Source organism: Mixta sp. Marseille-Q2659, assembly GCF_940807255.1.
Lineage (GTDB): Bacteria > Pseudomonadota > Gammaproteobacteria > Enterobacterales > Enterobacteriaceae > Mixta.
On sequence record NZ_CALNWY010000024.1, the window covers coordinates 13,717 to 39,594 of the forward strand.

The window sequence follows — 25,878 nt, forward strand, 5'->3', positions numbered from 1 at the left end:
AACAGGAAGGAACAGCATGACAGATGTAACCGTAAAATCGCTGGCCGCAGAGATTCAGACTTCGGTGGAACGCCTGGTACAGCAATTTGCTGATGCAGGGATCCGCAAGTCTGAAAATGACTCTGTGACGCAGCAAGAAAAAGAAACCTTACTGACGCACCTGAACCGCGATAATGGCAGCTCGTCAGGCAAATTAACCTTGCAGCGTAAAACGCGCAGCACCTTGAATATTCCTGGCACCGGGGGTAAAAGTAAGTCGGTGCAAATCGAAGTCCGCAAAAAGCGCACCTATGTAAAAGAGGATGCTGAGGCTGAAAAAGCTAAGGCTGAAGCAGAAGCGCAGGCGCAGCGTGAAGCGGAAGAACAGGCTCGTCGTGAGGCGGAAGAAAAAGCCATGCGCGAAGCAGCGGAAAAAGCGAAGCGTGAAGCCGAAGAGCAAGCCAAACGTGAGGCCGCGGAAAAGGCTAAGCGCGAAGCAGCGGAAAGTGAGAAAGTGACGAACCAACAAACCGACGAAATGACCCGGGCCGGACAGTCTGAAAAAGCCCGCCGCGAAGCAGAAGCCGCAGAGCTGAAGCGTAAAGTGGAAGAAGAAGCCCGCCGTAAGCTGGAAGAAGATGCGCGCCGCGTAGCTGAAGAAGCACGTAAACTGGCCGAGCAGAAAGCAGGCGACTGGGAAGTAAAACCAACCGAAGGCGATGACGCTGATTACCTCGTCACCACCTCTCAGCATGCTCGTCAGGCTGAAGACGAAAGCGACCGTGAAGTTGAAGGTGGTCGTGGCCGTACTCGCACGACAGCTAAAGCGCCGCGCCCGCGTAAGGGCAACAAACATGCGGAAGCAAAAACCGATCGTGAAGAAGCCCGTGCGGCCATTCGTGGCGGTAAAGGCGGCAAGCATCGTAAAGGCAGCACGCTACAACAGGGCTTTAATCGCCCGGCGCAGGCCGTTAACCGTGACGTAATCATTGGTGAAACCATCACCGTAGCGGAACTGGCTAACAAAATGGCGGTGAAAGGCTCCCAGGTCATCAAAGCGATGATGAAAATGGGCGCAATGGCCACCATCAACCAGGTTATCGATCAGGAGACCGCTCAGCTGGTCGCGGAAGAGATGGGACACAAAGTGATCCTGCGCCGCGAGAACGAGCTGGAAGAAGCGGTAATGAGCGATCGTGACACTGGTGCCGCTGCTGAATCCCGTGCGCCTGTAGTAACAATCATGGGTCACGTCGACCACGGTAAAACCTCACTGCTGGACTACATTCGCTCAACTAAAATCGCCTCTGGCGAAGCGGGCGGCATTACCCAGCATATCGGTGCTTACCATGTTGAAACCGATAATGGCATGATCACCTTCCTTGACACCCCAGGCCACGCCGCGTTTACCGCAATGCGTGCCCGTGGTGCGCAGGCGACGGATATTGTCGTGCTGGTTGTAGCTGCAGATGATGGCGTGATGCCGCAGACTATCGAAGCCGTTCAGCATGCGAAAGCCGCTGGCGTACCGGTTGTTGTAGCAGTCAACAAGATCGATAAGCCTGACGCCGATCCGGATCGCGTGAAAAACGAACTGACTCAGTACGGAATCATTCCAGAAGAGTGGGGCGGTGAGAACATGTTCGTTAACGTTTCTGCGAAAGCGGGTACCGGCGTTGACGATCTGCTGAATGCTATTCTGCTTCAGTCTGAAGTTCTGGAACTGAACGCGGTCCGTGCTGGCATGGCCAGCGGTGTCGTTATCGAATCCTTCCTGGATAAAGGTCGTGGTCCGGTAGCAACCGTTCTGGTTCGTGAAGGTACGCTGCGCAAAGGCGACATCGTTCTGTGCGGTTTTGAATATGGCCGTGTACGTGCGATGCGTGACGAGATGGGCCATGAAGTGACCGAAGCGGGTCCTTCAATTCCAGTGGAAATTCTGGGTCTGTCCGGTGTTCCGGCTGCGGGCGATGAAGCAACCGTAGTGCGTGACGAGAAGAAAGCGCGTGAAGTAGCGCTGTATCGTCAGGGCAAATTCCGCGAAGTTAAACTGGCGCGTCAGCAGAAATCCAAGCTGGAAAATATGTTTGCCAACATGAACGATGGCGACGTTTCCGAGCTGAATATTGTGCTGAAAGCTGACGTACAGGGTTCTGTCGAAGCGATTTCCGACTCGCTGCTGAAACTTTCTACTGATGAAGTGAAAGTGAAGATCGTGGGTTCTGGCGTGGGCGGTATTACCGAAACCGACGCAACGCTGGCAGCGGCATCCAACGCCATTATTCTGGGCTTCAACGTTCGTGCCGACGCCTCTGCGCGCCGTGTTATCGAAGCAGAAAGTCTGGATCTGCGTTACTACTCGGTCATCTATAATCTGATCGATGAAGTGAAGGCAGCGATGAGCGGTATGCTGGCGCCGGAATACAAACAGCAGATCATTGGCCTGGCCGAAGTGCGCGATGTATTCAAATCACCGAAGTTTGGCGCAATTGCTGGCTGTATGGTTACCGAAGGCGTGGTGAAACGTCACAACCCAATCCGTGTACTGCGTGATAACGTGGTTATTTATGAAGGCGAGCTGGAATCCCTGCGTCGCTTCAAAGATGACGTTAACGAAGTACGTAACGGCATGGAATGTGGTATCGGCGTTAAGAACTATAACGACGTTCGCACCGGCGATATGATCGAAGTCTTCGAAGTGATCGAAATCCAGCGTACCATTGAATAACGATCGCATCGCATGACATTTGGGAAGCCTTGCGCTTCCCCTGCTGAGCCCCGCCATTTCAATGTCGGGGCTCAGCCATTATCAGGAGAATATAATTATGGCGAAAGAATTTGGTCGCCCACAGCGTGTTGCGCAGGAACTGCAAAAAGAGATCGCGATGATCATCCAGCGGGAAATTAAAGATCCGCGCGTTGGGATGATGGTAACCGTTTCTGGCGTTGAGGTTTCGCGCGATCTGGCCTATGCCAAAGTGTTTGTTACTTTTCTTAACGACGAAGATGCTGACTCCATTAAATCTGGCGTTAAGGCTCTACAGGACGCTTCTGGCTACATTCGCTCACTGCTCGGCAAAGCGATGCGCCTGCGTATCGTGCCGGAGCTGACGTTCTTCTACGACAACTCGTTGGTAGAAGGGATGCGTATGTCCAACCTGGTTACTAACGTTGTGAAAAATGACGCTCAGCGCCGAGGTCCGACAGAAGACGACGACAAGGAGGAGTAATGAGCCGTCCTCGTCGTCGCGGTCGCGACATTCACGGCGTGCTGCTGCTTGATAAGCCTCAGGGCCTCTCTTCCAATGACGCTTTACAAAAAGTGAAGCGTATTTTCCGTGCTAATAAAGCGGGCCATACTGGCGCGCTGGATCCGTTAGCGACCGGGATGCTGCCCATCTGCTTGGGTGAAGCGACGAAATTCTCTCAATACCTGCTGGATGCGGATAAACGTTATCGGGTTATCGCTCGTCTGGGACAGCGTACCGATACGTCCGACGCGGATGGACAGATTATTAGTGAACGCCCGCTAACCTTTAATCAGGCACAGCTGGATGAAGCACTGGAAAGTTTTCGTGGCGAAACGCAGCAGGTGCCTTCCATGTACTCGGCCCTGAAATATCAGGGGCGACCGCTGTATGAGTATGCGCGTCAGGGTCTTGAAGTGCCGCGCGAAGCGCGCGCTATCATCGTTCACGAGCTGCAATTTATTCGCTGGCAGGATAACGAGCTGGAGCTGGAAATTCACTGCTCTAAAGGCACTTATATCCGCACCATTATTGACGATTTGGGTGAAAAGCTCGGCTGCGGTGCGCACGTAATTATGTTGCGTCGTCTGCAGGTCGCGCGTTATCCCATCGAAAAAATGATCACGCTTGAAGACCTGTTCGAGCTGCAGGGCGAGCCGGGGGACTTAACCCCGGAAGCTCAGGCCAGGCTGGATGCGCTGCTGATGCCGATGGACAGCCCGGCATCCGATTACCCTGAAGTCAACCTCAGCGAGATTGCCGCCGGTTATTTCAAGCAGGGCCAGCCGGTTCAGGCATCGGGCGCGCCGCGCGAAGGCCTGGTTCGGGTTACCGAAGGCGAGATGCGCAAGTTTATCGGCATGGCGGAAATCGCCGACGATGGCCGCGTTGCGCCACGCCGTCTGGTAGTAGAATATTCTGCCTGAGTCATTTGCACTCATCTCAGCCTGAGAGTAGAATAACGCGGCTTTACATGGGGTAGCTGAATTAGAGATCGGCGCCCTGACATTCATCATTTAACTGGAGTTCATCATGTCTCTAAGTACCGAAGCTAAAGCAGAGATCGTTGCTAAATACGGTCGTGGCACTAACGACAGCGGCTCAACCGAAGTTCAGGTTGCACTGCTGACTGCTCAGATCAACCACCTGCAAGGTCACTTTGCTGAGCATAAGAAAGACCACCACAGCCGTCGCGGTCTGCTGCGTATGGTTTCCCAGCGTCGTAAACTGCTGGATTACCTGAAGCGTAAAGATGTTGCTCGCTACACCAGCCTGATCGAAAGCCTGGGCCTGCGTCGCTAAGTCTTAACGTGCTGTTTTATGGCGCAACCGTCAGCAAAACAGCATGGTGCAAGTTTCGTAAAAAAGGGGGCCTCCGGGCCCCTTTTTTCAAGCAACCGGCAGCAATCTTTAGCAATCTATTGTATTGTTGCAGTATGTGATCTTCATTTGCAGAGATTCGCGCGGCTAATGAGAGGCTTTATGCCCGAATGGTATAAGGATTGTCATTAGTCGCGAGGATGCAGTGAAGGTTTAAAACCCACAGCAGGCAGTCAGTTAGTGCCTGTTTAGACGTAAAGGAAGTTATTTTGCTGAATCCGATTATACGTAAATTCCAGTATGGTCAGCATACCGTGACGCTTGAGACCGGTATGATGGCTCGTCAGGCTACCGCTGCCGTTATGGTGAGCATGGATGATACTGCGGTATTTGTTACCGTTGTTGGCCAGAAAAAAGCGAAGCCAGGTCAGGATTTCTTTCCGCTGACCGTTAACTATCAAGAGCGTACCTACGCTGCTGGCCGTATCCCAGGCAGCTTCTTCCGTCGCGAAGGCCGTCCAAGCGAAGGCGAAACCCTGATTGCGCGTCTGATTGACCGTCCGGTTCGTCCGCTGTTCCCGGAAGGCTTCGTTAATGAAGTTCAGGTTATCGCTACCGTCGTATCAGTAAACCCGCAGGTTAACCCGGACATCGTAGCGATGATTGGTGCTTCTGCGGCGCTGAGCCTGTCTGGCATTCCGTTCAACGGTCCGATTGGCGCGGCTCGCGTAGGCTATATCAACGATCAGTATGTACTGAACCCGACTTCTGACGAAATCAAACAGTCTCGCCTGGATCTGGTTGTTGCCGGTACGCAGGGCGCTGTGCTGATGGTTGAGTCCGAAGCGGATATTCTTACCGAAGAGCAGATGCTGGGCGCTGTTGTGTTCGGTCATGAGCAACAGCAGGTGGTGATTGAAAACATCAATGCTCTGGTTGCTGAAGCGGGCAAACCGCGTTGGGACTGGCAGCCTGAAGCGGCCAACGAAGCGCTGAATGCGCGTATCGCTGCGCTGGCAGAATCACGCCTGAGCGATGCTTATCGCATTACTGAAAAGCAGGAGCGTTACGCACAGGTTGACCTGATTAAATCAGAAACCACTGCGGCTCTGCTGGCTGAAGACGAAACGCTGGATGAAGGCGAAATCAGTGACATTCTGCACGCTATTGAGAAGAACGTGGTACGTAGCCGTGTACTGAACGGCGAACCGCGTATCGATGGCCGTGAGAAAGATATGATCCGTGGTCTGGATGTACGTACTGGCGTTCTGCCGCGTACGCACGGTTCCGCACTGTTTACCCGTGGCGAAACGCAGGCGCTGGTAGCCGCAACGCTGGGTACCGCACGTGATGCGCAGAACCTTGATGAACTGATGGGTGAGCGTACTGACAACTTCCTGTTCCACTATAACTTCCCTCCGTACTCCGTAGGTGAAACCGGTATGGTTGGTTCGCCGAAGCGTCGTGAGATCGGTCATGGCCGACTGGCGAAACGCGGCGTGCTGGCAGTTATGCCGAAGCTGGACGAGTTCCCATATACCGTACGTGTGGTTTCTGAAATCACTGAATCTAACGGTTCATCTTCTATGGCTTCCGTGTGCGGCGCTTCGCTGGCGCTGATGGATGCTGGCGTGCCGATTAAAGCGGCCGTAGCGGGTATCGCCATGGGCCTGGTTAAAGAAGGCGATCGTTATGTCGTACTGTCCGACATCCTGGGCGATGAAGATCACCTTGGCGATATGGACTTCAAAGTAGCCGGCAGCCGTGAAGGTATTACCGCGCTGCAGATGGACATCAAAATCGAAGGCATTACCCGCGAAATCATGCAGGTTGCGCTGAATCAGGCCAAAGGCGCTCGTCTGCACATTCTGGGCGTGATGGAGCAGGCTATCAGCACGCCGCGTGGCGACATTTCTGAGTTCGCACCGCGTATCCACACCATTAAGATCAATCCGGACAAAATCAAGGATGTGATCGGTAAAGGTGGTTCAGTGATTCGCGCGCTGACTGAAGAAACCGGTACAACCATCGAAATCGAAGATGACGGTACGGTGAAAATCGCCGCAACTGATGGCGACAAAGCGAAGCACGCTATTCGTCGCATCGAAGAGATTACGGCCGAGATTGAAGTTGGACGCATTTACAACGGTAAAGTAACGCGTATCGTTGACTTCGGTGCTTTCGTTGCCATTGGCGGCGGTAAAGAAGGTCTGGTGCATATTTCTCAAATCGCTGATAAGCGCGTTGAGAAAGTCACCGACTACCTGCAGATGGGCCAGGAAGTACCGGTTAAGGTACTGGAAGTGGACCGTCAGGGCCGTGTACGTCTGAGCATTAAAGAAGCGACAGAACAGCAGCCGCAGGCAGAAACGGCAGCCGTTAACCCTGAAGCAGAGTAAAAGCGCGTTCGACATTGAGCTCTCCTCCCCGTGGGGAGAGCTGTTTCGTTGCGAGGGCGGGAATCCTTGTGCATGGCAGGCGGATGACAGGACGTACATCCCAATGTTGGTATTCGGGAGTGGGAAATGAAGCCTTTTTTGCGCTGGTGTTTCGTTGCGACAGCTATCACGCTGGCAGGATGCAGCAACTCAAATTGGCGTAAGAGCGACGTGCTGGCGGTTCCGCTACAGCCAACTCTGCAACAGGAAGTTATCCTGGCGCGCATGGAACAAATTCTTGCCAGTCGGGCACTGACCGATGATGAACGCGCACAGCTATTATATGAGCGCGGAGTGTTGTATGATAGTTTGGGTCTGAGGGCACTGGCGCGGAACGATTTTTCGCAAGCGCTGTCTATAAGACCAGATATGCCTGAAGTATTTAATTATTTAGGTATATACTTAACGCAGGCGGGCAATTTTGATGCCGCCTATGAAGCGTTCGATTCTGTACTTGAGCTTGATCCAACTTACAATTATGCGCATTTAAACCGTGGTATCGCCCTCTATTACGGCGGACGATACAAGTTAGCGCAAGATGATCTGCTGGCGTTTTATCAAGACGATCCTAACGATCCGTTCCGCAGCCTGTGGCTTTATCTCGATGAACGCGAGATGGACGCCGATAAGGCAAAAGTAGCGCTGAAGCAGCGTTACGATAAGGCGAATCGCGATCAATGGGGATGGAATATTGTCGAGTTCTACCTTGGCGACATTAGCGAAGCAACGTTAATGGAACGTCTCAAGGCGGACGCAACGGATAACACCTCGCTCGCTGAACATCTCAGTGAAACCAACTTCTATTTAGGTAAGTACTACCTAAGTCTGGGGGAGAAGGATAACGCGGAAGCGTTATTCAAACTGGCGGTTGCTAACAACGTACACAATTTTGTTGAGCACCGATACGCATTGTTGGAACTGGCGCTGTTAGGCCAGACACAAGACGATTTAACAGAATCTGACCAGCAATAGCTGACGAACACCTGAGTCCATTTTTTCGTAAATGTCATCACCTTTCGGGGTGACGGCTTTTTTGTTCGTCAAAACATCTAATTTGAGCCGGTTCACATTTTTCAATGAAAATGATTGCATATTTTCAGGACGAGTTATGTAGACTGGCCGCCGTAATCTAAGAGGCACTTGTACTACATGACTGATATCCAAACCACTTTTTCCGATCTGGGTCTTAACGAATCTATCATCAAAGCTCTGAATGACCTGGGCTATGAGAAACCGTCACCTATCCAGGCCGCCTGTATTCCGCATCTGCTGGAAGGCCGCGACGTGCTGGGTATGGCGCAAACCGGTAGTGGCAAAACCGCAGCGTTCTCTTTACCGCTGCTGCACAACCTTGACCCTGAACTGAAAGCACCGCAGATTCTGGTGCTGGCGCCGACGCGTGAGCTGGCGGTTCAGGTTGCAGAAGCCTGCAACGACTTTTCTAAACATATGCATGGCGTAAACGTGCTGGCCCTGTACGGCGGTCAACGTTATGACGTGCAGCTGCGCGCGCTGCGTCAGGGTCCGCAGATCGTCGTCGGTACGCCGGGTCGTCTGCTTGACCACCTGAAACGCGGTACGCTGGATCTTTCTAACCTGCGCGGTCTGGTACTGGACGAAGCAGATGAAATGCTGCGCATGGGCTTTATCGAAGACGTAGAAACTATCATGGCGCAGATCCCGGAAGGTCATCAGACCGCGCTGTTCTCTGCCACCATGCCGGAAGCGATTCGTCGTATTACCCGTCGCTTCATGAAAGATCCGCAGGAAGTGCGTATCCAGAGCAGCGTGACGACGCGTCCTGACATCAGCCAGAGCTACTGGACCGTCTGGGGCCGTAAAACTGACGCGCTGGTTCGCTTCCTGGAAGCTGAAGATTTTGATGCGGCGATTATTTTCGTACGTACCAAAAATGCCACGCTGGAAGTCGCTGAAGCGCTGGAGCGTAGCGGTTACAGCAGCGCAGCGTTGAACGGTGACATGAACCAGGCGCTGCGTGAGCAAACGCTGGAGCGTCTGAAAGATGGTCGTCTGGACATTCTGATCGCGACTGACGTTGCTGCTCGTGGTCTTGATGTAGAGCGTATCAGCCTGGTGGTAAACTATGACATCCCAATGGATTCAGAGTCTTACGTACACCGTATCGGCCGTACCGGTCGTGCAGGCCGTGCAGGCCGCGCGCTGCTGTTCGTAGAGAACCGCGAGCGTCGTCTGCTGCGCAACATTGAGCGCACCATGAAGCTGACCATTCCTGAGGTTGAGCTGCCGAATGGTGAACTGCTGAGCGCACGTCGCCTGGAAAAATTCGCTGCGAAAGTACAGCAGCAGCTGGAAAGCAGCGATCTGGACCAGTACCGCGCTCTGCTGAGCAAACTGTCGCCGGAAAGCGATCTGGAAATGGAAACCCTGGCTGCTGCATTGCTGAAAATGGCGCAGGGCGAGCGTCCGCTGATCCTGCCGCCGGATGCACCGCGTCCGCAGCGTCGTGAATTCCGTGAGCGTGACGATCGTCGTAGCCCGCGTGATGCACGTGACAGCCGTGATGGCGATCGTCCGCGTCGCGAGCGTCGTGATGTTGGCGATATGGAACTGTATCGTATCGAAGTGGGTCGTGATGATGGCGTTGAAGTTCGTCATATCGTTGGCGCAATTGCTAACGAAGGCGATATCAGCAGCCGTTACATCGGCAACATTAAACTGTTTGCTTCTCACTCTACCATTGAGCTGCCAAAAGGTATGCCGGGCGAGATCTTACAGCACTTCACCCGCACGCGTATTCTCAATAAGCCGATGAATATGCAGCTGATGGGCGATGCGCAACCGCGTGAGCGTTCTGAGCGTGGCGGCGAGCGTCGTCCTGCTGGCGGTCGTGGCGGCTTTGACGGCGAGCGTCGCGAAGGTGGTCGTGAAGGCGGCGGTCGTCGTTTCAGCGAGCGTCGGGAAGGCGGTCGCGGTAATGGTAGCCGTGATGGCGCCAGCCGTGGTCCGCGTCGCGAAGAGGGTGCCGGTACCGGTGCTGTTCGCCGTCGCGACTATTAATCGCTAAGCCGTAAATAAAAAACCAGCCGTCAGGCTGGTTTTTTTATGTCCGTTATTCAGCAGCTATTACAGTGACTGCGCGGCCAGCATCGCCAGTTCGAACGAACGCAGACGTGCCTGCCGATCGAAAATCTGTCCATTAACCATAATTTCATCAGCCTGGGTTTCGCGAATTAACGCCGCCAGTCCATGCTGAACTTTAGTCTGATCGCCCACAATCGACATGCTCAGCGCCTGTTGCACACCAAACTGTTCAGATGGCGTCCAGAGACTATCCATATTCTCTACAGGAGCCGGCAACGGGCCTGGCTGTCCCCGACGCAGATTAATAAATTGCTGCTGCATAGAGGTGAAGAGAAAACGCGCTTCGCGCTCGCTTTCAGCGGCAACAATATTGATACATACCATGGCATAAGGTTTTTCCAGCCGTTCAGAAGGCTGGAAGTTCTCGCGATACATATGTAGCGCCTGGTAAAGGAGGTCGGGGGCAAAGTGGGAAGCAAAGGCAAACGGCAAGCCCAGTCTGGCAGCCAGCTGTGCGCTGTACAGGCTGGAGCCCAACAGCCAGACCGGTATCTTCAGTCCCATGCCCGGTACCGGCTGTACCGGCAGCTGCATGCCTTTCTCGGCATCAAACCAGGCAATCAGCGTTTCCACATCTTCCGGGAAGCTGTCAATCATGCTGGAGCTTTGATGGCGACGCAAAGCCATCATTGTGCGTTGATCGGAGCCTGGAGCCCGTCCCAAACCCAGATCGATACGGCCCGGGTAAAGGGATTCCAGCGTACCGAACTGCTCAGCGATCACCAGCGGCGCATGGTTCGGCAGCATAATCCCGCCAGAGCCAAGGCGCAGAGTCAAGGTATTGGCCGCCAGATAGCTAATGAGTACCGAAGTCGCAGCGCTGGCGATGCCGGTCATATTGTGGTGTTCTGCCAGCCAGTAGCGATGAAAGCCCAGTTTTTCCGCCTGCTGAGCCAGCGACAGCGAGGCGTGGAAAGCGTCACGCGGAGTGGCGCCCTGTGGGATAGGCGCCAAATCCAACACTGACAGGGGGACGTTTTTTTTCTCAGACATATCTGCTCACTTAGTTGGCTACAGGGCAGACGCAGCAAAAGCCCGTCAGCCTTATAGAAAAACAGGTATTTACTTTACCGTATTGCAGTTTTAGCAGAGTAGCCAGAATATGCCCTGCAAGCAAAGCAGCGTTTGCTGAGAAAAAACCGCAATGCAGACAAATATAGCAGGCGTCACGGCCTGTGAATGTGGCGAGAGGATGGCCTTGATCGTTCAGACAGCGAAAAACAGCTCGGGAAAGAGTAAAAAGAGCGGTCCGGGAAAGGAAAAAGCACAGCGATCGAACTCGCTGTGCCTGTCGTCAGGATTGTAGTGCCATACCGGCCAGCTTACGCCAGTAGCCGTTGCAATCATTGCGCTGCGCCATCATCAGCGGTGCTTCTCCTTGCTCATTGGCACGGAAGCGGTCAATTAAGGTGAGCGTCTGCTTATCTTCCGGCGAGAGACGAACCACATCAACCAGACCGTGCATACTGCTCAGGTCGTTGCCGAGGTTATAGCAGTAGCCGCTCATCGTCTGGATGCCGTTCAGCACAAAAACCTGCTGGTTCTCCTGCGACAGCACGCGACGGCCCTGCGGATATTTAATGCAACAGGTTTCGCATTCATCCTTGGGCTTATCTTCTGAACGTGCGGTAAAACAGCGCGCCGACAGCGCCAGCGGCAGATGACCATAAGCCAGCACTTCGGTCTCAAACTTGCCGTGAATCCCTAACTGATCGCATTGCTCTTGAATGCCGACCAGCCAGTCACGCGACAGTTCAACCGGCATACACCAGCGCGTCATGCCCATTTTTAGCAGCATACGCAGCGTTACCGCGTTATAACAGTTAAGGGCGTGTCCGACGACAAACGGGAGCTTCTGTTCCGCCGCCATATTTACCGTGCCCAGATCGTTAGCCTCGATCTGGAATTCGCCATTATCGACATAGCGCTTAATTTCCTGCAATTCCGAGGCGGACTGAACCAGCGCCAGCGTACTGAACACCACCTGTTTACCGCTTTCCGCCAGCAGGCGAGCAAACTCCATCCACTGATTAAAGCGCGTGGCGCGACGCTTGCTGCACACGGATTCGCCCAGATAAACAATATCGGCGCTGCTTTGCGCGGCGGCCTGATAAAAATCCGCCAGCGTATCAGTCGGCCAGTACCACAGTACCGGCCCTAAAGAATATTTCATGATCTTTCCTTATTGCCATTTGCGGTGGTAAGCGCCAAGTGTGGTCTGCGTACCTTCTGACAGCGCGCCCAGCTCCGTCATCCAGTTTTCCTGAACGGCAAAGGCGCTCGGATCCGCTTTGCAGCGATCGATCGCCTGGCGCCAGATGCGAGCGACCTGCGCGACATAGGCCGGGCTGCGCTGGCGGCCTTCAATTTTCACGGAGGCGATATTGGCGGCGAGCAGATCGGGCAATAATTCCAGTGTATTCAGGCTGGTGGGCTCTTCCAGTACGTGGTAGCGCTGATTATCGACCTGGTAACGCCCTTTACATAACGTAGGATAGCCCGCGTTTTCATTGGCGTTATAGCGGTCGATCAGCACTTCATTAAGGCGCGATTCCAGTCCGTTGGGCGTTTGCTGCCAGCGCACAAAACGGGCTGGCGAACAGGCACCTACTGTATTGGGCGATTCGCCCGTCATCCATGACGACAGGTAACAACGTCCTTCCGCCATAATGCACAGGCTGCCGAAGGCGAACACTTCCAGCGGCACCGGCGTACTACGCGCCAGCTGGCGCACCTGATGAATAGACAGCACGCGTGGCAAGACCACGCGTGCAACATCGAAATTCTGGTGATAAAAACGGATCGCTTCCAGGTTGGTGGCGGAAGCCTGCACCGACACATGGCGCTCAACCTGCGGATAGCGGCTGGCGGCATACTCCAGCATTGCGAGATCGGCAATAATCAGCGCATCGGCGCCGTTATCAACGGCCATATCAATCGCATTCTGCCAGCGTCCAAAGCCGTCTGGATGCGCAAAGGTGTTAATCGCAACATGCAGTTTGCGCTGATGCTGATGCACCACGCGGGCCGCTTCCTTCAGACGTTTATCGGTAAAATTCAGACCCGCAAAGTGACGCGCGTTCGTGTCATCTTTCAGGCCGATGTAAACTGCATCTGCTCCGTTCTCAATCGCTGCCTTCAGCGCGGGGAGATTTCCCGCCGGGCAAAGGAGTTCCATGACATATCCTGTAAGCAATGAATACTTGCGCCGAGTGTAGACAAGCTCAGCGCGAGAAATTTTGATTTAAGGCAGCGAATGGCGTATTGATCGGGTAAGTGTTGCTGAATTGTTCGTCTGAAAGAATGATTTGTTGATCCAGCCAGCCAGAGAAAAGTGGCGCTGTGGCAAAATAAGCGCTGCTTATTTTGGAGGAGTAAAAACTGTGTTAAATATGCTTCGCGCTCGGTGTGTTAATCAGGGGCCGCGTCTGCTGCGTCTGCCGGTACAGCTTACGCCATTCGCTCTGAAAAAAATCCTACTGCAACAGCTGCTGAATACGCAGTTTCGTCATGCTCTGGCGGAAGGTGAGTTAGACTTTCTGGAAGGCCGCTGGCTGGGCATAGATATTCACGATATTGCGCTGCGCTGGGCCGTAACGCTGGAAAACGATCGCTTACAGATTAACGATCGTGAGGATGCGGATGTCTGGTTCCGCGGCACGGCTAACGATCTGTTGCTGATCGCGGCCCGCAAACGCGATCCAGACACGCTGTTTTTCCAGCGACGCCTGATTATCGAAGGCGACACCGAGCTGGGGCTGGAGGTTAAGAATCTGATGGATGCGATCGAACTGGAAAATATGCCAGCGCCGCTGCGCATTGGATTAATGCAGCTGGCCGACTTTGTCGAAGCTGGCCTGAACGAGGACGCGAAATCTCCGGGAGATCGCGCAGGTGTTTCATGTTAATTCGTACTGAAATCGGCGTGGACGCGGCAGGAATCGATAGCCTGCTGCGCCGCTGCTTTACTACCGCAGCCGAAGCGGAGCTGGTGCAACGGCTGCGTGAAGACGGGCAGCTAACCTTAGGGGTAGTTGCCACCGACGATGAAGGGCAGGTCCTCGGCTATGCGGCCTTCAGCCCGGTCACATTACAGGGCGAAGATCGCAACTGGGTCGGCCTGGCGCCGTTGGCGGTTGACGCCAGCGTTCGCGGACAGGGCATCGGTAAACAGCTGGTTTTCGAAGGGCTGGATACGCTTAATGAATTTGGCTACGCCGCAGTGGTGGTGCTGGGCGATCCGATGTGGTTCGGACGCTATGGTTTTGAGCCGGCGGCACGCCATCAGCTGCACTGCCCATGGCCGGGCACCGAGGCGGCTTTCCAGGTCTGTAAACTGGCCGATGACGCTTTTAGCGACGTCGGCGGCGAAGTCGCTTACTCAACCCATTTTAACCATCTCGATCGCTAAGCCAGCTGGCCAGCGAAACCGGCTGATTCGCCACCAGCCTGAGCTTTTCCTGGCGTGAGAGCTGTTTAACCTGGTATTCGAGGCGGGAAGCCATCGCGCGATCCCCCGCTTCGCAGGTGAACAGCAGTTCCAGCGGGCCTTTACCGCGTAGCGCTTTGGCGCCGGTACCTTTTTGGTGCTGCTGTAAGCGACGCGGCACATTATTGCTGATGCCGGTATAGAGCCAGCCAGCGGCGGTACGCAGAATATAAAGTTGCCAGGACGCAGGGTCGATTTCACTCATGCCGATCACCTCAGTTGCGGGTTGGGCATTGTAGCGGCAACGCCGCCTGTCCGTCATGGGGAGCCGCTTTTTTATCACTGGAGAAAAGGTTGTCTGACGTTAGCGCGATTATTCGCTATTTAAAAAAGCAGCATGTGTTATCGCTTTGCTGCCGTGATGAAGAGACATTCTGGTGTGCCAACTGTTTTTACGCGTTCGATGAAGCGCGTATGGTGTTCTGGATTATGACGGAAGCCAACACGCGACACGGCGCGTTAATGACGCAGCAGCCGCAGGTAGCAGGCACGGTCAGCGGGCAGACCAAAACCGTGATGCTGATAAAAGGCATTCAGTATCGCGGTGAGGCGCGTTTGCTGAACGGTGAGGAAGATAAGCAGGCGCGCGCCGCTTACTGTCAGCGTTTCCCTGTTGCCCGCGCGGTATCGGCGCCGCTGTGGGAAATTCGGCTGGATGAAGTAAAGATGACGGATAATACGCTGGGTTTCGGTAAGAAAAATCAGTGGCTACGCGATGAAGTATGACGGTCTGTCGTAAAGGCCTGCCGCGCGAAGCGAAGGATTTCACCAGCCATAACGGGCCAGTAGTAACGCTGTGCGACCCGCAGCCGCACAGCAGAAACCACATTAACTCATGTTCAGAATGCGCAAGGATTCCTGATTAAAAGCGGGCAGGTCTTCTGGCGTCCGGCTGGTCACCAGCTTGTCATTATCCACGACCACCTCTTTATCGTAGAAATCCGCACCGGCATTTTTCAGATCGATGGCGATGGCCTTTACGCAGGTCATTTTGCGGCCGCGCACGCCGTTAGCGCTAATCAGCAGCTGCGGGCCATGACAAATGGCAAAGATCGGCTTCCCGCTGGCGACAAACTCCTTAGTAAATTGCACAAAGCGGTCATCGCCGCGCAGGCTATCTGGCGAATGACCGCCTGGTAGCAGCAGCGCATCAAATTCCGCCGGACTGACATGATCAATATCTTTATCTATTTTTACCTGTGCCTTTCCCTGCTTACCCGTTACCGTTTTACCGGCTTCCATCTCGATGGTCACGACTTCATGGCCCGCTTTGGTATAGGCTTCAGCAGGGGAGGTAAATTCAGAGTCTTCAAATTCATCGGTAATCAGTACCGCTATCTTCTTGCTCATCTTTATCCTCCTGTTTATATGGAACTACCGGTTAAGCCTGGTTGAGTATGCTGAAAAATCAAATCCTCACTGGAGACATCTCTGCTAATCTCACTGATAACAGGTAGTTAATCGTAAAGGCGCAGGCTGTCGTCAGCCGCTTATCGGAGGAGAAGATGAGTCGGATATTATTAACCGGAGCCAGTGGCCTGGTGGGAAATCATCTGCTGCGACTGCTGATTGCCGAACCGCGTGTTAGCGAAATTATCGCGCCTACGCGCCGCCCTCTGCCGCCGATGAAGAAAGTGATCAATCCTGTTGAGGCCGATCTGACGGATGTACTGCGTCCGCTCCAGCAACCGGTTGATATTGTTTTCTGCTGCCTGGGCACCACGCGCAAACTGGCGGGCAGCAAAGCGGCTTTTCTGCATGTGGACTATACGCTGGTTATTGACAGCGCCATTGCCGGTCAGCGGCTGGGGGCAAAACATATGCTGGCGGTCAGCGCGCATGGTGCCAGCGTTAACTCTCCCTTCTTCTATCATCGGGTAAAAGGGGAGATGGAGCGGGCGCTGCGCCAGCAAAACTGGCCGCGTTTAACGCTGATTCGGCCTTCGCTGCTGTTAGGCGATCGTCAGCAGCCGCGACCGGGCGAGGCTTTCCTGGCACCGTTATTTAAACTGCTGCCCGGCAACTGGCGTGCGGTAACGGCAAAAGATGTGGCCGCCGCGCTGATGCGGGAAGCCTTTTCGCCTGGCCGCAATGATGTCACCATTATTGAATCAGCAGCCATTTCGCGCCATCGGTTAACAACGCGCGAATAAAATCTAATCTGCATCAATTTCTTTAACAGTAAGCCGATATACTATTCAACCCTTTCGTCGGCGCAGGCCGATACGTTATTCAGGTTGAATACGGATCTACTATGTCTATCTCTTCTCTCACCGCCGCGCCCGCTGTGCGCTGGTGGAAACCTTTACTGTTCCTCGCTGTAGTCGTTATTGGTCTGTGGTTAGTCAAATGGCAGCCTTACTACGGTAAAGCGCTGTTGGCTGCGGAAACGCATAATATCGGTCATTCGCTATTAGCGGACGTACAGGATCATCCCTTACAGGCTGCCTGGCGCTATGCGCAGATCTATTTTCTTGCCGTCTGGAAAGCCGCCGTGCTGGGCATTATTCTGGGATCGCTGATCCAAGTGCTGATCCCGCGTCGTTGGCTGATTACGCTGTTTGGCAAAGGGCGTTTTTCCGGCCCGTTGCTGGCCGCCATTTTCTCACTGCCGGGCATGATGTGTACCTGCTGCGCGGCGCCGGTTGCGGTTGGCATGCGCAAATGTTCCGTTCCGGCCAGCAGCACGCTGGCATTCTGGCTGGGTAATCCGCTGTTAAATCCGGCGACGCTGATTTTTATGGGCTTTGTGCTTGGCTGGCAGTTCAGCGCGATACGTTTGGTGGTGGGGCTGGTAACGGTTTTCAGCGTGGCATTTGCCGTCCAGAAGATCACATCAGATGAGATAATTCGCCTGTTACCGGAGCCGTTACCGGTAGACGAGCGATCTTTCCTGCAACGTTGGGCTGTTTCGCTGTGGAGCCTGTTCTGGCAGACGGTGCCGGTTTACTTACTGGCGGTGCTGGCCCTGGGCGCGGCGCAGGTCTGGCTGTTTCCACATACGCAAGGGGTGGTTGATAATTCTGTCTGGTGGATTGTGGCGATGGCCGTGGCTGGCGCGCTGTTCGTGATCCCAACCGCAGCGGAAATTCCCATTGTGCAAACCATGATGCTGGCTGGCATGGGAATCGCGCCAGCGCTGGCGCTGCTGATTACGCTACCGGCCTTAAGCGTGCCATCGCTGATTATGCTGCGCCGGGTTTTTCCGGCAAAAGCGCTTTGGCTAACGTTGGGGCTGGTTATTCTGTGCGGCATTCTGACCGGTACGCTGGCGCTGCTATGGCTATAGCTCAGCGCAAGTAGTGAATCACCTGATTACTGCTCCCGCGCCATACCAGCGCGGGATCTTTTAATTCCCTAATAAACTTCCCGTCTACCAGCACATCCAGTTCGGCAACCACCTTACGCTGCGCTGCACTCAGCTCCGCCAGCGTATAGCCGGTCCACAACCAAATATCTTTACCGGGGCAGCTGCGGCGCACGCGGCGCACCAGGCGCAGCACATCCGGCACATTGGCCGGATGCAGCGGATCGCCGCCGGAAAGGGATAAGCCCTGACGCGGAATACGGCGATCGTTCAGATCGCCGATCAGCTGTTCTTCCATCTCAATGGTAAAAGGAAGGCCGGAGTTAAGCCGCCAGGTACGCTGGTTATAGCAGCCCGGACATTCATGCTCACAGCCTGCGACAAACAACGTACAGCGCGTGCCGGGCCCGTTAACCACATCGATGGGGTAGTACTGATGGATATTCACAGGTGTTTGACCCGCCGTTTCACCTCTTCCTGTTTCCCGGCGTTAAAGGGCCGCGCGTCCGGGCTGCCCAAATAGCCGCAGACGCGGCGCGTTACGGAAACGCGGGCCGGATCGTGGTTGCCGCATGCCGGGCAGGTAAAGCCTTTGCTGGTGCAGTCGAACTCGCCGGTAAAGCCGCATTCGTAGCACTCATCAATCGGCGTATTGGTGCCGTAATAGGGGACGAGGTTATAGCTGTAATCCCAAACATCCTCCAGCGCCTTCAGGTTGTGCTGGAGATTTGGATACTCGCCGTAACAGATAAAGCCACCGTTAGCGATGGGCGGATAAACCGCTTCAAAATCAAGCTTATCGTAAGGATTCACCTTCTTCTCCACATCCAGGTGGAAGCTGTTGGTGTAATAACCTTTATCCGTTACGCCTTTCACCTGGCCGAACTCGGCGGCATCGAGGCGGCAGAAGCGATCGCAGAGGTTTTCGCTGGGCGTGCTGTACAGGCTAAAGCCGTAGCCGGTTTCCTCTTTCCAGGCATCAACCGCTTCGCGCAGTCGGGTAACGATAGCGACCGCTTTCGCACGCAGCGCTTCGTCATCGTACAGGTGGGTTTCGCCGCCGCTCAGAGCATTGATGGTTTCATGCAGGCCGATATAGCCAAGCGAAATTGAGGCGCGGCCATGCTTAAAGATCTCAGCCACGTTATCATCGGCGTTAAGCCGCACGCCGCAGGCACCTTCCATATAGAGAATCGGCGCCACACGCGCTTTGGTATGCTCCAGGCGGGCGATACGCGTCATCAGCGCTTTCTTCGCGATCTGCAAACGCTCGTCCAGCAGCTGCCAGAAACGGGCTTCGTCACCTTTCGCCTCCAGCGCAATGCGCGGCAGGTTAAGGCTGATTACGCCAATATTGTTGCGGCCATCATGAATCTGCTCGCCGTTCTCCTCATAGACGCCGAGGAAACTGCGGCAGCCCATTGGGGTTTTAAACGAGCCGGTCACTTCAACAACACGATCGTAATTAAGAATATCGGGATACATACGCTTGCTGGCGCACTCCAGCGCCAGCTGTTTAATATCGTAATTGACATCGCCGGGACGACGGTTCAGCCCCTCGCGAATGGCGAAGACCAGCTTAGGGAACACGGCGGTTTTACGATTTTTACCCAGACCGGCGATGCGGTTGCGCAGGATAGATTGCTGGATCAGGCGCGCCGCCCAGCTGGTGCCCAGACCGAAGCCGAAAGTCACAAATGGCGTCTGCCCGTTGGCGGTGTGCAGCGTATTGACCTCATATTCCAGCGACTGGAAAGCGTCGAAACACTCTTTTTCCGTGCGTTCACGGGCGTAGCGTTCGCTTTCGCCAATCTGCCATTCACGCGCAACCGCCAGATGTTTTTCATAACTGGCTTCAACAAACGGCGCCAGAATTTCATCAATGCGGTTAATGGTGGTACCGCCGTAAATATGGCTGGCGACCTGCGCGATAATTTGCGCGGTGACAGCCGTGGCGGTCGCGATAGATTTAGGCGGCTCGATTTCGGCATTGCCCATTTTGAAGCCGTTGGTCAGCATGCCTTTCAGATCGATCAGCATGCAGTTAAACATAGGGAAGAAAGGTGAATAGTCGAGATCGTGATAGTGAATTTCACCGCGCTGGTGCGCCAGCACCACGTCACGCGGCAGCATATGCTGCTGGGCATAATGTTTAGCCACAATGCCCGCCAGCAGATCGCGCTGAGTCGGGATCACCTTGCTGTCTTTATTGGCGTTTTCATGCAGCAGAGCGGGATCGGTTTGTTCTACCAGGCCGCGGATGGCTTTGCTGAGTTTGCCGCGCTGCTCGCGCGCCTGATCGCGATCGTGACGGTACTCAATATACTGACGCGCCAGCTGTGGATAGCGGCCCGCCATAAGTAAATTTTCTACTTCCTGCTGGATCTCGTGAATATCAACCCGCTCGCAGCTGCACATCTTATCGCTGACCTGCTGCGCGACTTCTGCGCAATACGCGTCATCTTCAATCTGAGCGGCGCGGGCTGCGGCGCGAATGGCCTCTGCGATGCGCTGTTGATCAAAGGCTACCTGACAGCCGTCTCGTTTTACTACCGTCGTTGTCACCACCGGTCTCCTTTAGCGTGATTACTATATGTAGGATTGGTGATGAATAGTAAACGCTATATATGGGGTTTTCGCTCTATATAACCGTGCTTTTCTTGATGCAGAACAAGGATCGCCGACGGTGGATGAAATCTTAAACGGACAGAAACCACCAAGAGAATAAGGTTATTTTTAATACAGGAAAAGTCTGGAAAAATGAGACGAGGCAGCCGGGTAATAGCGCAAAACAGGCTAACAGATTGATTTATTTTGCAGGAAAGCAGGGGGCGCAACAGCGGATTTTTGCTGGGCAGAAAGCCAGAAAATAGCCGCTGGTGTGAGAAAATCGTTGCTAAAAATAGTACCAGGCCGCTATCAGGTTGATGCTAAAACTTGCCATTTCAGTGCCGTAAGCCTGGCACCAAATTGAGCATCCGATTAATGGCGAACCGGCAGCGGGCGGCGACACATTTAACGTTAAATTTATCGTTGGCCTTTACTGCGCGGTACCGATTTCCATGCTTAACAAATCTAACGCCATCAGCAGACCGTAGCGTGCCAGCCCAGGATCATCGGGCAGCGCCAGTAACGTATCCGCCATCGGCGCCAGCGGATCGGCGGGTGCCGCCAGGGCAATCACCGGCACGCCTTTCGTGCGCGCCTGAAGCGTGGCGCTTTGCAAACCGGCCGCCGACTTATCGGCAGAAATTACCAGTAGCACCTGATCCCCGTTCAGCATCGCCGCATTCATCCCGATCAGCGCCAGCTCCTGGCTCAGGGTGGTCGTTATGCCCAGCGCCATCAGCTGGTGTTGCACCTGTAAACCATATAGCGCATCGTTGCCGCCGGCGGTAAAAATGGCGACGCCGCGCGCCTGTTGCAGCAGCGTCGCGGCCCGCGCATAGCTGGCAGGCTGATTCTGCTGAAGCTGCTGGCGCAACGCCTGTTCGACACCGCTCAACCGCTGTTGCCAGGTCGCTGGCAACGAACTGGCGGCAGGCGTAGTCATATAGGGCGAGTAGCTGGCGGAGGCCTGCGCCAGCTTCATACGCAGATCGCGAATATCCTCGCAGCCGACCGATTTGGCGAAGCGGGTAATGGTGGCGGGACTGACGCCTGCCTGGCTGGCAAGCTGTTCGATGGTGGCCGACGCAGCGAAATTAACATCCGCCAGAACGGTCTGCGCGACGCGCGCTTCCTGTTGGCTGAGTTCATTCAGCCGCTTGCGGATTTGAAACAGAATATCGCCAAAATCCTCGCGTCCGATGGAGCGGGCAAAGCGTTTCAGCATTTCCGGCGCGACGCCCGCTTTGGCCGCCAGCTTCTCCAGCGCGGAGGTATCGGCATAGTCCATATCACCATTAACGGCGGGCGCGACCGCATGTTCATCATCAGCAGGCTGATTGAGTTTGCGCAGCTGCTGCATAAAATCATTCAAATCTTCACATCCTACCGATTGGGCAAATGCGGAGAGTGTTGCTGCGCTAACGCCCGCCCGCTGCGCCAGCTGCTCAAGCGTGGCGCCGCTGGAGAAGCGTAAATTTTCCAGAACGAAGCGCGCCACATGCGATTCCTGCGGCGGCAGGTAACTCAGGCTATTTTGCAGTTGCCAGACTAAATCCATCGTTAACAGGCTCCTCCAGTGTGCTTACAGCATCATAGCTGCCATCTTGCCATGAAAATGATTTTCAGGTGTGGTTTTTTAGATTAGAAAGATAGTCATTGTGCTTAAGCTATTGTATTTAAATTACTATTTTCTGATTTGATATTTTTCCACTTATGCTAAACGCTAACGCGATCACATCTATGAAAATTATTTTCATAAAGTTTTTTATTTAACTCTTTTTATATCAATACTTTAACAAAACCAGACGAAAAAACGATGACCTGAGGGTATTTACAGCGCTAATCCTCTCTGGCTTATAGTTGAGCCAACCAGAAAGGAGAAAGCCTATGAATATCGTTCTTTGCTGTGCGGCGGGCATGTCTACCAGCATGCTGGTGGCAAAAATGAAAACCGAAGCGCAAAAACGTCAGCTGGCGGTCCAGATCGACGCCGTTCCGGTGGCGGAATTTGAGCGCATTATCGACGCGGCAGATGTCGTGCTGTTAGGGCCGCAGGTGCAGTTTGAAGCGGCGCGCCTGACCGCCATTGCTTCTCCGCTGGGCAAGCCGGTTGCGGTGATCGATATGATGGATTACGGCACGATGCGCGGCGATAAAGTGCTGGATAAAGCGCTGGCGCTGATGCCGTCCTGATCACTCCGGCGTTTCGCCGACCTTTTCACTGACCAACGAAGCAAACGCGCCGCAGTGGCGCGCGGCTTCCTGCACGCTGAATTCAGCGCGGGAGAAACAGGATGGAACAGGAAAATATCATTATGGAGCTGCTGGTTCACGCCGGTAGCGGACGCAGCCATGCGCTTCTGGCGCTCAGGCACGCCAGGGAAGGCGATTTCGATGCGGCAGAGTGCGCCTTAAAGGCTGCCGCCCAGGCCATCAGCGCGGCGCATCAGTCACAAACCGCATTGATTAGCCTCGATGAAGGCAGCGGCAAGCTGCCGGTGACGCTGATCGTGGTTCACGCTCAGGATCACTTAATGAACGCCATGCTTATTCAGGATCTGGCGACCGATATGATCGCGCTTTATCAGCGTTTACCTCAGTGCGGAGAACATTATGCTTAAGATCGCAGTGATTGGCGGCGGCAGCAGCTACACGCCGGAGTTAATGGAAGGCATCATCCAGCATTATCAGCAGGTGCCGGTCACAGAGCTGGCGCTGATGGATGTGGAAGCGGGGCGGCAAAAAGTGGAGATTATCGCCGCGCTTACGCGCCGGATGTTAAAGCGTCACGGGCTGGAGCAGGTAAAAGTCAGTGTTCACTTTGCGCTGGATAGTGCGATTGAAGGCGCCGCCTTTGTCCTGACTCAGCTACGCGTCGGTCAGCTGGCGGCGCGCGCGGCGGATGAGCGGCTTGGCCTGAAATATCACATGCTGGGGCAGGAAACCACCGGCGTTGGCGGCTTTGCCAAGGCGCTACGCACCATTCCGGTCATGCTGGAGGTGGCGCGCAAGGTCGAGGCGCTGGCGCCGGAAGCGTTCATCATCAATTTCACTAATCCGGCCGGCATCGTGACCGAAGCCGTATCGCGCTACAGCAAGGCGAAAATCATCGGACTCTGCAATGTGCCGGTCACCATGCAGCATATGATCGCCGATATGCTGCAGGCACCTCATCATGACGTAAAGCTGCGCTTTGCCGGTCTGAACCATATGGTCTGGGTGCATCAGGTGATGCAGCAGGGCAAAGATGTCACCAGCAAGGTCATCGATATGCTCTGTGCAGGCCATGCGCTCTCCATGAACAATATTCAGGAAGTCCCCTGGCCGCCGACATTTCTGCGTGCGCTGAAGGCAATTCCCTGTCCCTATCACCGCTATTTCTGGCAAACCCGCGCCATGCTGGCGGAAGAGATCGAGGCCTCTCAGGCGAAGGGCACGCGCGCAGAGCAGGTCATGAAAGTCGAAGCGGAGCTTTTTCAGCTCTATGCCGATCCGCAGCTCGATCGCAAACCGGAACAGCTGAACTTCCGTGGCGGCGCCTTTTATTCAGAGGTAGCGGTGGATTTGATCCGGGCGATTCACACCAACAGCGGACGCGAAATGGTGGTGAACTGCCGTAATAATGGCGCGATTCAGGGCCTGCCGGACGATGCAGTGGTCGAAACCAACTGTCTGGTGGATGCGCTGGGTGCGCATCCGCTGGCATTCGGTCGTCTGCCGCCAGCGATGAATGGCCTGACGCAGCAGGTTAAAGATTTTGAATGCCTGACGATTGAGGCGGCGGTGCATGGCGATCGGCAAAGCGCGCTGTTGGCGCTGGTCACCAACCCGCTGATTGGCGATTTAAGCTCGGCGGACGATCTGCTGGCCGAGGTTCTGACACTTAATCATGCCTGGCTGCCGCAGTTTCACTAAGCGGACGCGCGGCGATCATCATCTCGTGATACGGGAGAAGCAACTATGAATGGCAAGCGATCGTTGATTGAGCGTTACGTGCTGCCGGTAGCGCTGAAGGTGGCCGGACAAAAGCATGTGCTGTCGGTGCGCGACGGCATCATCCTGAATATGCCGTTTATGCTGATTGGCTCGTTTTTCCTGATTTTCGCCTATCTGCCGGTGCCCGCCGGGCGCAAATGATGGCGGGGCTATTTGGCGACGCCTGGCGGGATAAGCTGCTCTATCCGGTAAAAGCGACCTACGACATTATGGCGATCATCTCCAGCTTCGGCATCGCCTACCGGCTGGCGGAAAAGTATCGCACCATCGATCCGCTCACCAGCGGCGCGATGGCGCTGGTGGCTTTTATCATGACCATTCCGCAGCATACGTTGTTTGCGCCGGTGGAAGGCGCGGCGCAAAAGATCGTTGACGGCGTTATCCCGGTCGATCTGATCGGCAGTCAGGGGCTGTTTGTGGCGATCGTCATCTCATTGCTCTCAACGGAGATCTATCGTTTCGTCAGCGGACGCAATCTGGTGATTCGCATGCCGGAAGGGGTGCCGCCTGCGGTGGCAAAATCGTTCCTCGCGTTGATCCCCGGCTTTTGCGTGCTGGCCTGCGTTCTGCTGCTGCGGCTGGCGGTTGAAGCGTCGCCCTTTGGCGATATTAACCATATGATCAGTACCATTATCGGTATTCCCATGCAGCACGTTGGCGGCACGCTGCCGGGGATGATCTTCTCGGTGATTTTGATTGGTGTGCTGTGGACGCTGGGACTGCATGGCGATGCGATCGTGCTGGTCTTTATACAGCCGGTCTGGCTGGCGAATATGACGGAAAACTTTGAGGCATTTCAGCATAACCAGCCGATTCCGCATATTATCACCCAGCAGTTTTACGATCTCTGGATCGCGCCCGGCGGCACCGGCGCGCTGCTTGGGCTGGTGATTTTTATGCTGCTGCGCAGCCGCAGCGTACAGATGAAGCAGTTAGGGAAGATTGCCGCGCCGGGCGCGCTGTTTAATATCAGCGAGCCGATGGTGTTCGGTATCCCGCTGGTCATGAACCCGTACTTTTTCCTGCCCTTTATTCTGACGCCGGTGGTGCTGGTATTGGTCAGCTGGTTCGCGATGTCGCTGGGGCTGGTGGCGCCGCCCGCCGGTATCGCCTTACCTTTTACCACGCCGATTTTCTTTAGCGGCTATCTGGCGACCGGGGGACATATTTCCGGCTCGATACTTCAGGCGGTAAACCTCAGCATTTCACTGGTAATTTACTATCCGTTCTTTCGCGTATGGGATCGGTTAAAGGCGCGTGAAGAACAGGAGGCGCTGGCAAAAGCCGCTGAAGAGGCCGCGCTGGATAAAACTATGCCCGGCGGCAGCCAGGCATAAATTGAAGCGGTCAGCGCTGCGCGCCTTAACG

Annotated in this window: 23 protein-coding genes and 1 pseudogene; 16 read left to right on the top strand and 8 right to left on the bottom strand. The window is 54.7% G+C overall.

The genetic code is table 11. The annotated features are described in order from the left end of the window. Positions 1–16: 16 nt before the first annotated feature. From infB to P3C52_RS15565, 7 genes are all read left to right on the top strand, one after another. Complete coding sequence (infB, locus tag P3C52_RS15535) at positions 17–2,707, top strand: translation initiation factor IF-2 (RefSeq protein ID WP_275555867.1); 2,691 nt, start codon at positions 17–19, stop codon at positions 2,705–2,707. 97 nt (positions 2,708–2,804) lie between these two features. Next, a complete protein-coding gene (rbfA, locus tag P3C52_RS15540) occupies positions 2,805–3,209 on the top strand; it encodes a 30S ribosome-binding factor RbfA (RefSeq protein ID WP_275555868.1) in 405 nt (134 codons plus the stop codon). Next, entirely contained in the window at positions 3,209–4,153 is a 945-nt protein-coding gene (gene truB / locus P3C52_RS15545) for a tRNA pseudouridine(55) synthase TruB (RefSeq protein WP_275555869.1), read from the top strand. The genes rbfA and truB overlap by 1 nt, the downstream gene beginning before the upstream one ends. Before the next feature lie 106 nt (positions 4,154–4,259). Beyond that, positions 4,260–4,529: a 30S ribosomal protein S15 gene (rpsO, locus tag P3C52_RS15550; RefSeq protein ID WP_275555870.1), complete on the top strand. Its 270-nt coding sequence runs from the start codon at positions 4,260–4,262 to the stop codon at positions 4,527–4,529. Positions 4,530–4,816: 287 nt separating this feature from the next. Then, complete coding sequence (gene pnp / locus P3C52_RS15555) at positions 4,817–6,946, top strand: polyribonucleotide nucleotidyltransferase (RefSeq protein WP_275555871.1); 2,130 nt, start codon at positions 4,817–4,819, stop codon at positions 6,944–6,946. A 126-nt stretch (positions 6,947–7,072) separates the two neighbouring features. Further along, the gene (nlpI, locus tag P3C52_RS15560; RefSeq protein ID WP_275555872.1) at positions 7,073–7,957 is read left to right on the top strand and encodes a lipoprotein NlpI; all 885 of its coding nucleotides are present in this window, start codon (positions 7,073–7,075) and stop codon (positions 7,955–7,957) included. Between the two features lie 177 nt (positions 7,958–8,134). Beyond that, entirely contained in the window at positions 8,135–10,024 is a 1,890-nt protein-coding gene (locus tag P3C52_RS15565; protein ID WP_275555873.1) for a DEAD/DEAH family ATP-dependent RNA helicase, read from the top strand. A 66-nt stretch (positions 10,025–10,090) separates the two neighbouring features. Here the strand turns inward: P3C52_RS15565 and P3C52_RS15570 are convergent, their stop codons facing one another. The 3 genes from P3C52_RS15570 to P3C52_RS15580 all read right to left on the bottom strand — a co-directional run bounded on the left by P3C52_RS15570 (position 10,091) and on the right by P3C52_RS15580 (position 13,286). Then, complete coding sequence (locus P3C52_RS15570; RefSeq protein ID WP_275555874.1) at positions 10,091–11,101, bottom strand: luciferase-like monooxygenase; 1,011 nt, start codon at positions 11,099–11,101, stop codon at positions 10,091–10,093. 301 nt (positions 11,102–11,402) lie between these two features. After that, a complete protein-coding gene (locus P3C52_RS15575) occupies positions 11,403–12,281 on the bottom strand; it encodes a U32 family peptidase (RefSeq protein ID WP_275555875.1) in 879 nt (292 codons plus the stop codon). Positions 12,282–12,290: 9 nt separating this feature from the next. After that, a complete protein-coding gene (locus P3C52_RS15580; protein WP_275555876.1) occupies positions 12,291–13,286 on the bottom strand; it encodes a peptidase U32 family protein in 996 nt (331 codons plus the stop codon). 214 nt (positions 13,287–13,500) lie between these two features. Here P3C52_RS15580 and P3C52_RS15585 point away from each other — a divergent pair, with 214 nt between their 5' ends. After that, positions 13,501–14,016: an SCP2 domain-containing protein gene (locus P3C52_RS15585; RefSeq protein WP_275555911.1), complete on the top strand. Its 516-nt coding sequence runs from the start codon at positions 13,501–13,503 to the stop codon at positions 14,014–14,016. Then, positions 14,010–14,519 carry an N-acetyltransferase gene (locus tag P3C52_RS15590; RefSeq protein WP_275555877.1) on the top strand — a complete coding sequence of 170 codons (510 nt, stop codon included), beginning with the start codon at positions 14,010–14,012 and terminating at the stop codon, positions 14,517–14,519. The genes P3C52_RS15585 and P3C52_RS15590 overlap by 7 nt, the downstream gene beginning before the upstream one ends. On the opposite strand, the gene P3C52_RS15595 is transcribed toward P3C52_RS15590, so the two are convergent. Next, complete coding sequence (locus P3C52_RS15595; RefSeq protein ID WP_275555878.1) at positions 14,500–14,802, bottom strand: GIY-YIG nuclease family protein; 303 nt, start codon at positions 14,800–14,802, stop codon at positions 14,500–14,502. The two genes, P3C52_RS15590 and P3C52_RS15595, sit on opposite strands and share 20 nt — an antisense overlap. A gap of 89 nt (positions 14,803–14,891) precedes the next feature. On the opposite strand from P3C52_RS15595, the gene P3C52_RS15600 reads away from it, so the two are divergent. Next, positions 14,892–15,323 (top strand): YhbP family protein, encoded by a 432-nt coding sequence (locus tag P3C52_RS15600; protein ID WP_275555879.1) that lies wholly within the window; start codon positions 14,892–14,894, stop codon positions 15,321–15,323. 102 nt (positions 15,324–15,425) lie between these two features. Here P3C52_RS15600 and P3C52_RS15605 read toward each other — a convergent pair whose 3' ends face one another. Further along, positions 15,426–15,947, bottom strand: coding sequence for a type 1 glutamine amidotransferase domain-containing protein (locus tag P3C52_RS15605; RefSeq protein ID WP_275555880.1), 522 nt, complete (start codon positions 15,945–15,947; stop codon positions 15,426–15,428). Between the two features lie 155 nt (positions 15,948–16,102). Between P3C52_RS15605 and P3C52_RS15610 the strand changes: the two genes are divergently transcribed. Together P3C52_RS15610 and P3C52_RS15615 are read left to right on the top strand one after the other, a co-directional pair. Next, on the top strand, positions 16,103–16,750 hold the full coding sequence (locus P3C52_RS15610; protein ID WP_275555881.1) for an NAD(P)H-binding protein: 648 nt from the start codon (positions 16,103–16,105) through the stop codon (positions 16,748–16,750). Positions 16,751–16,851: 101 nt separating this feature from the next. Further along, positions 16,852–17,886, top strand: coding sequence for a permease (locus tag P3C52_RS15615; RefSeq protein ID WP_275555882.1), 1,035 nt, complete (start codon positions 16,852–16,854; stop codon positions 17,884–17,886). Position 17,887: 1 nt separating this feature from the next. On the opposite strand, the gene nrdG is transcribed toward P3C52_RS15615, so the two are convergent. The 3 genes from nrdG to P3C52_RS15630 all read right to left on the bottom strand — a co-directional run bounded on the left by nrdG (position 17,888) and on the right by P3C52_RS15630 (position 22,072). Then, on the bottom strand, positions 17,888–18,352 hold the full coding sequence (gene nrdG, locus P3C52_RS15620) for an anaerobic ribonucleoside-triphosphate reductase-activating protein (protein WP_275555883.1): 465 nt from the start codon (positions 18,350–18,352) through the stop codon (positions 17,888–17,890). Then, a complete protein-coding gene (nrdD, locus tag P3C52_RS15625) occupies positions 18,349–20,469 on the bottom strand; it encodes an anaerobic ribonucleoside-triphosphate reductase (protein ID WP_275555884.1) in 2,121 nt (706 codons plus the stop codon). The genes nrdG and nrdD overlap by 4 nt, the downstream gene beginning before the upstream one ends. 475 nt (positions 20,470–20,944) lie before the next feature. Beyond that, positions 20,945–22,072, bottom strand: a complete 1,128-nt coding sequence (locus tag P3C52_RS15630; RefSeq protein ID WP_275555885.1) for a MurR/RpiR family transcriptional regulator — start codon at positions 22,070–22,072, stop codon at positions 20,945–20,947. Between the two features lie 329 nt (positions 22,073–22,401). On the opposite strand from P3C52_RS15630, the gene P3C52_RS15635 reads away from it, so the two are divergent. From P3C52_RS15635 to celB, 4 genes and pseudogenes are all read left to right on the top strand, one after another. Then, positions 22,402–22,707, top strand: coding sequence for a PTS sugar transporter subunit IIB (locus tag P3C52_RS15635; protein WP_275555886.1), 306 nt, complete (start codon positions 22,402–22,404; stop codon positions 22,705–22,707). A gap of 101 nt (positions 22,708–22,808) precedes the next feature. Beyond that, positions 22,809–23,135, top strand: coding sequence for a PTS lactose/cellobiose transporter subunit IIA (locus P3C52_RS15640; protein WP_275555887.1), 327 nt, complete (start codon positions 22,809–22,811; stop codon positions 23,133–23,135). After that, positions 23,128–24,429 (top strand): 6-phospho-beta-glucosidase, encoded by a 1,302-nt coding sequence (locus P3C52_RS15645; RefSeq protein WP_275555888.1) that lies wholly within the window; start codon positions 23,128–23,130, stop codon positions 24,427–24,429. The genes P3C52_RS15640 and P3C52_RS15645 overlap by 8 nt, the downstream gene beginning before the upstream one ends. A gap of 45 nt (positions 24,430–24,474) precedes the next feature. Further along, positions 24,475–25,847, top strand: a pseudogene (celB, locus tag P3C52_RS15650) (PTS cellobiose transporter subunit IIC). Positions 25,848–25,878: the final 31 nt, after the last annotated feature.